Source organism: Neobacillus drentensis, assembly GCF_036966985.1.
GTDB lineage: Bacteria > Bacillota > Bacilli > Bacillales > Cytobacillaceae > Neobacillus > Neobacillus drentensis_E.
In genome coordinates, this window is record NZ_JBALSN010000474.1 from 1 (window position 1) to 6756 (window position 6756).

6 protein-coding genes and 1 pseudogene are annotated in these 6756 nt (G+C 37.7%); 6 read left to right on the forward strand and 1 reads right to left on the reverse strand.

Annotated elements, in window-relative coordinates; translation table 11 throughout:
- Positions 1-348: 348 nt before the first annotated feature.
- The 4 genes and pseudogenes from V7659_RS25655 (at position 349) to V7659_RS25670 (ending at position 3281) form a co-directional block, all read left to right on the forward strand.
- Positions 349-1279: pseudogene (locus V7659_RS25655) on the forward strand (LLM class flavin-dependent oxidoreductase).
- Positions 1280-1334: 55 nt separating this feature from the next.
- Positions 1335-1682 carry a DoxX family protein gene (locus V7659_RS25660; protein WP_335542936.1) on the forward strand — a complete coding sequence of 116 codons (348 nt, stop codon included), beginning with the start codon at positions 1335-1337 and terminating at the stop codon, positions 1680-1682.
- Between the two features lie 40 nt (positions 1683-1722).
- Entirely contained in the window at positions 1723-2583 is an 861-nt protein-coding gene (locus V7659_RS25665) for an SDR family oxidoreductase (RefSeq protein ID WP_335542937.1), read from the forward strand.
- A 146-nt stretch (positions 2584-2729) separates the two neighbouring features.
- Positions 2730-3281, forward strand: a complete 552-nt coding sequence (locus V7659_RS25670) for an NADPH-dependent FMN reductase (RefSeq protein ID WP_335542938.1) — start codon at positions 2730-2732, stop codon at positions 3279-3281.
- 258 nt (positions 3282-3539) lie between these two features.
- Here the strand turns inward: V7659_RS25670 and V7659_RS25675 are convergent, their stop codons facing one another.
- The gene (locus tag V7659_RS25675; RefSeq protein ID WP_335542939.1) at positions 3540-3938 is read right to left on the reverse strand and encodes a YkvA family protein; all 399 of its coding nucleotides are present in this window, start codon (positions 3936-3938) and stop codon (positions 3540-3542) included.
- A gap of 291 nt (positions 3939-4229) precedes the next feature.
- Between V7659_RS25675 and V7659_RS25680 the strand changes: the two genes are divergently transcribed.
- Together V7659_RS25680 and V7659_RS25685 are read left to right on the forward strand one after the other, a co-directional pair.
- Positions 4230-5765, forward strand: coding sequence for a phosphoesterase (locus V7659_RS25680; protein WP_335542940.1), 1536 nt, complete (start codon positions 4230-4232; stop codon positions 5763-5765).
- Positions 5766-5874: 109 nt separating this feature from the next.
- Positions 5875-6756 (forward strand): HupE/UreJ family protein (locus V7659_RS25685; protein ID WP_335542941.1); only part of this gene is annotated, 882 nt, incomplete at its 3' end.

Genomic DNA, 6756 nt, shown 5'->3' on the forward strand with positions numbered 1-6756 from the left:
CAATATAAGTATTATTTTGTTGGTTGCTTCATGTTTTCCACCTTGATATATTGATTTTACAACAAATGTTGTTTAAACAAAAGGTGTTGGCGTGAAGAAAATGAAAATAACGATTTCTGGAGCAAATGGTCAAATTGGTCAGCTTTCTTGTAAAGCAAGCACTTCAAATGTTTGCTTGAAGCTACGATGAAAGATGAATGGATTCATAAAATGCCAATCGCATTTAACAACTAGGGGGGATAGGAAATGAGCGAATTTGAATTTGGGGTTTATTCATTAGGCGAACGAATACCTGATGCAAATGGGAATAGTCCTACTTCTCAATCCAGAGTGGAAGAGATTATTCAAATGGCAAAAATGGCGGATGAAGCAGGACTCGATGTATTTGGTGTTGGAGAACATCATCGTCTCGATTTTGTCACATCTTCTTATGCCATGTTGCTTGCAGCTATTGCACGGGAGACGAAAAATATTAAACTTACCAGCACGCTCTCAGTTATTAGCACAGCCGATCCAGTGCGTGTTTACGAGGATAGATTTATTATCGAACGGACGCACTGAAATTATTTTAGGTCGTGGGGCATTTTTAGAATCATTCTCTCTCTTTGGAGCAAGTTTAAATGATTACAATGAATTGTTTGAAGAGAAGCTGAATCTATTTTTGAAATTGCAAGAGCAGAAAGTCATCAGTTGGCACGGGAATTTTCGTTCCCCCCTTCAAAATGCACAAATAGCACCTAGACCCGTTCAGAAGAATCTGCCACTTTGGATTGGTGTTGGGGGTACCCCTGCAAGTGCTGTTCGTGCAGGAAGTCTTGGTGTAAATATGGCACTTGGCTTGTTAGGTGGTCGTCCAGAATCCGTCAAACCACTAACCGACCTATACTGGCAAAGTGCAAAAGAATCGGGTCATGATGTATCGAAGTTAAGAGTTTCTGTAACGGGGCATTCGTATTTAGCCGAAACAGGAGAACAAGCGATTAACGAATTTGTTCCGCACTATAACCAATATTTTGGCTACTTTTTAAAAGAGCGTGGTCAACACTTCCGAACAACTGCAGAGCAATTGACGCCTCAGCGAGCAGCAGGACAAATTTTAGCTGTTGGCAGTGCTGAAGAATTAGCAGAAAAGATCTTGTATCAGCATGAACTATTCGGACATTCACGCTTTATGGGACAATTCGATATGGGTGGTCAGCCATTAGCCAGAGTAGAACAAGCGATTGATTTACTGGCAAACAAAGTAGCACCAATGGTTCGTAGAGCTTTATCTAAATAACCTAAACTGGCAAATGGCTTTGTTAAAAAAAGAACAAATAAAGGGGAGAAGAAGGTTGGAAATATTAACTTATGTTTTACAAGGAATTCTTGCCTTAATGTTTTTGATGGCGGGATTCGGGAAAGTAACAGGTTCTAAAATGCATGTAGAGGCTTTTACTCATTGGAGATTGCCGCAATGGTTTCGAGTTGTTACTGGACTAGTTGAATTAGCAGGGGCTGTACTTTTAATCGTTGGATATTGGAATTCAACTTCAGCAATGGTAGGAGCACTTTTACTTGGTATCACAGGTATAGACGGCATCCTTACTCATATTCGTGTAAAGGATTCTTTTAAGGACACGGCTATGATTCTATTCTTAGCCATTCTATCGTTTGTTGTATTTTTTCTATATATAATATAAAAAATTATCTAATCTAACTAGGATTTTTGGAGGAAAGTATATGAAAATATTAGTTACAGGTGCAACAGGAAAATTAGGATCAAATATCGTTGAAAATTTAGTGAAGAAAGTACCAGCTTCAGATATTATCGCAGGTGTACGTGATCCACAATCAGAAAAAGCAAAGGCGTACGAAGCACAAGGTATTGAAGTTCGCTTAACAGATTTTGAGAATAAAGAATCATTAGTTGAGGCATTCAAAGGTGTTGACCGTGTATTCACAGTTTCAACAGTACCTGTTATGGAAACAGCAATGAAACAGCAGAAAAATACTGTGGAAGCAGCGAAAGAGACTGGTGTATCCCAATTGGTTTACTCAAGTGCTCCTCGTGCAGATGTGAGTGATTTCGTTTTAGCTGCTCCTCACCGTGAACGTGAAAACATCATTAAAGAATCAGGTATTCCATATGTATTCGTTCGTAACAACTGGTATGTTGAAAACGAATTAGGTACCATTCAACAATGCTTAAATGGTGCACCTTGGGTTACATCTGCTGGAGAAGGGAAGGTAGCTTGGGTCTACCGTCCAAATTTAGGTGAAGCCACTGCCAATGTGTTAGCAGGTGATGGACACGATAATAAAGCATACGAATTAGCAGGTGAAAACTTAACACAACAACAATTCGTTGATGCAGTTAATGAGGTTACAGGGAAAGAAATTCCTTTATTAGCTGTAGATTCTGATGCTCATGCAAAAATGCTAAAAAAGGCTGGTGTGCCAGAAGAATTTGTATCAATGTTAGTCATGATACAAAAAGGAATTCGTGAAGGTGGGTTAGAAGCTCCACATTCTGATTTAGAAATGCTTCTAGGTCGCAAACCAACTTCTGTAAAAGAAGCGTTACAAATTTTATTAAAATAATTACGAATGCCGCTGTATTAGACGCATAGTCACGCCGATGAAAGAGGCTTTGGCCCAAATTGTTAGCCAACTATATCAAACAACCATTAAATTATTGTAGAACTAATTCAAAAAATTCGTTTTATTAGACCAAGGAGGAAGAAATCATGACAAACGGAAAATTAAATCTCGGAATTATCTTAGGAAGTACTCGTCAGGGTCGAGTGAGTCCTCAAGTTGGAGAATGGGTAAAAGGAATTGCTGACAAACGTGAAGATGCAAATTATGAAATTGTCGATATTGCCGATTTCCAATTGCCGTTTTTTGGAACTACCGATGGAAAAGAACCTGGAATAGTAGCTTGGAGTGAAAAGGTTGCCAGCTTGGATGGATTCGTATTTATTGTTCAGGAATACAATCACAGTATTACTGGAGCATTAAAAAATGCACTTGATATTGCGAATCGTGAAGCTTGGAATAACAAAGCTGCAGGTATTGTAAGCTATGGTGGAACTGGTGGAGCTCGTGCAGCTGAACATTTACGAGGGATTTGTGGTGAATTATTCATTGCAGATGTGAAGACTCACCCAACATTATCTTTATTTACAGATTTTGAAAACTTTACAACATTTAAGCCAGCTGACTTACATCTTGATAATGTGAATTTGATGCTTGACCAAGTTAACGCTTGGAGCGGTGCATTGAAAACCTTGAGATAAAAACGATAATTTTATTTTTGCAATTTAATCCGAATATCAGACGCTACCATAAAGTGTCTGATATTCTTTTTTATCGGGAGAAAATTTAAAAGAACCCGTTAGCTTAAGTGTAACGGTTCACAAACTTTTTTATAGAGAGCATTGTGCTTATGTTGAATAATGGATGGCTGCTGCGGTCCCGTTTTCTTATTGTTCTAACTGGCAGATTAATTGAAGAGGGGATATGCAACGAAGCATATCCGTTAAAATTATTTACTATCAATGAAGTATACCGAATAATAATTTACCAACCCAAAATGCAAGTAATATCCAAATCATAATGAATAGTACAGCAACAAACCAGTTTTTTGGTTTACCTTTTTTCCTGATTTCTTCAGCCTTTTCTCTGTTTTCTTCAATAATATAAGGTGGTATTAATTTTAGTGCCAGCGAAATGCCTAGTGGAACAATAATTAAGTCGTCGAGATAACCAAACACAGGAATGAAGTCAGGGATTAAATCGATCGGACTAAAAGCATAAGCAACTACACAAATAGCAACCAATTTAGCGTACCAAGGTACTCTATTATCTTTGTATGATAAATAAAGGACGAATAAATTTTGTTTTAGTTTTCTTGCGTAGTTTTTTATCTTTGTTAAATTATTTTCTTGTTCCATCTAACTCCCCCTTGTTAGTAATGATTATAAGATAAAAGAGGAGAGAGTTGAATCCGTTTTTGTGTTAGTACTTGATTAACTAATGGGCAAAATAGTTAAGAAGATTACTTTAATAATGAGCTTTGAACCACGAAATACTTCCTATTACTTAAGCCGATAAGTTAGTGCAATTAGGTACTTTATTCTAATTTCCTTAATTTACATAAAATTTACGAAATATCCATTAACCCCTAACAAAACTAAATTAATATTTTAACTGTTGAAACAAGTTTATTAGGAGGAGAAGGAAAAATGAAAAAACGTTTTAAGAAAGCAATACCTTTAATCGCAACAACTGTTCTTGCAACTACTGCTCTTACCACACAAACATTATTAAATGAGGGAGGAAATCAAAAAGCAGAAGCACAATCATTGTCAAAAGAAGAAGCGAAAAAGAATGGGGCAACATGGCTAGCAGGAGATCATCATGTACATAGTGAATGGAGTGTTGGTTGGGACAATTCTACAAATCCTCCGACTGCTATAAGAGGTGGGGATGCTATCTATCCAATCTCTAAAAATGCCGAAAATGGCAAAAAGTATGGACTGGATTGGATGATGACAACAGATCATGGGGGTCCTAACCATTCCAAGGTTAACTTAGAACAAGCCTATCCTGAATTATTAAAATCTCGTACAGCTGTTCCTGAAGTTCTTCAATTCTACGGAATGGAGTTAGACACACCAGGAGCTGACCACAGCACTCTAATGATTCCAAAAGGTGAAGATGAATCACAAGTGCTTTACGATCTTGAGAGCAAGTTTAATTCTCGTGAGGCTTATCCAAATGACCCAAGCCGTAACACTGAATCAAAAATGATCGAAGCACTTAACTATATGAAACAAATGGATGAACTTCCAATTTCTATCGCACATCATCCATCCCGTTCAGCAACAGGTGTTGGTGTATGGGGACAAGATACTCCGCAAGAATTCCGTAATTGGAATGATACAGCACCAAATATCTCTATTGGTATGGAAGGAGCTCCTGGTCACCAAGCAAGTGCTATTAATCCAGATGGATCTCTTGACCCTAAAGGATCTCGTGGTAGTTACGGAAACGCAAACGCTCCAACAATGGGTGGTTTCGATCAGATGAGTGCTGTCGTTGGTGGTTTATGGGATTCGATGTTAGGTGAAGGAAGACACTGGTGGATTACAGCTACCTCTGACTCACATGTTAACTGGCGAGATGGTGGAAGTGATTTCTGGCCTGGTGAATATTCTAAAACATATGTAAAAGCAGAGAAAAATTATGAAGATGTAATGGAAAATCTTCGTAAAGGTAATGTATTTGTTACCACGGGTGACCTAATCTCTGAACTTGATGTTAAAGTACAAGCAGGAGGCAAATCACCCTTGCATGCAGAGGCAAAAGGAAATACAGCATCAATCGGTGAAACACTTACACTTCCAAGTAAGAAAACAGATGTAACAGTAACCGTTCGCATCAAAGATCCAAACTCTGCGAACTCGCATGGTGATAAGCCAAATGTTCAACGTGTTGACTTAATCATGGGAGAAGTTAATGGAAAAGTGGAAGACCGCTCAACAGCTTCTAATCCGACAACAAAAGTCGTAAAGCGTTTCACTGAAAACGATTGGAAACAAGACGGTGAATACATCACAATTACTTATACTTTAAAAGATGTGGATAAAGATAGCTACATTCGTTTACGTGGTACGAACACAGACCAATTAGAACCCGCCCAAGATCCTAAAGGTGAAAATCCTTGGAATGATCTTTGGTTCTACTCAAACCCAATTTTCATGAAATCAAATAAATAATTGGGGGAAAACGGAAATCTTGACGAGGGGAATTAAAAACTCCTCGTATTTTCATTACATATGTCAACAAATCTTTGAAAGAAAACAAAAGAAATGGACGTGGAATTTAATGATAAAGTTACGCTACTGTATCTTGCTCCTCTTACTTTCAATTGCTTTTTCCCTTCCTTCCCCAGCTTCTGCACATACCAATAACAGTGAAGGTTATTCTACTATTGAAGTCAAAGAGAAATCATTAGATTATGAATTGAAGCTAGATTTAGAGGAATTGGGTCATGCTCTTAATAAGGAAACGGATCAAAAACAGTTAATAAATCACAAAGTGGTACAAGAATATATCAATTCCCATATAAAACTTTTTGCAGATAGTGAACGGGTTGAAGGAAGTGTGATAAAGTCCGATATTAAGATGATTAAGGAACGGCCCTTTGCAGTAATTAACTTACAATATAATATTAAGCACAAACCAGAGAAACTAGTTGTTGAATATAATATGTTCTTTGATGAGTCGGACCCAAGCCATGCGAACTTTGCAACCGTTAAACTGGAAGGCAAACAACAAGAAAAAGTCATTACATTCGAATCAAGAGAATTAGAAATCGGAGAAATAAGTCTCTTCAAGAATGTGAAGCAGTTTGTGGTTCTTGGATTAGAGCACATCTTCACGGGTTACGATCATATCCTGTTTGTCATTAGTTTACTTTTTGGGGCTTTAACCATTCGTCACATTCTTTCCTTAGTGACGGCCTTTACGATTGCACATAGTATCACATTGGCTCTGGCAACATTCGATATTGTTCATTTGCCAAGTAGATTTGTAGAGTCAGCAATCGCATTAAGCATAATATACGTTGCACTAATAAACATTTTTAATAAGGACTCGAAACACCAGCCATGGCTTGCCTTTGGTTTCGGACTGATTCATGGATTCGGTTTTGCAGGAATCTTATCGGAAATGAGATTAGATCCCAATCATATGGCTGCGTCCCTT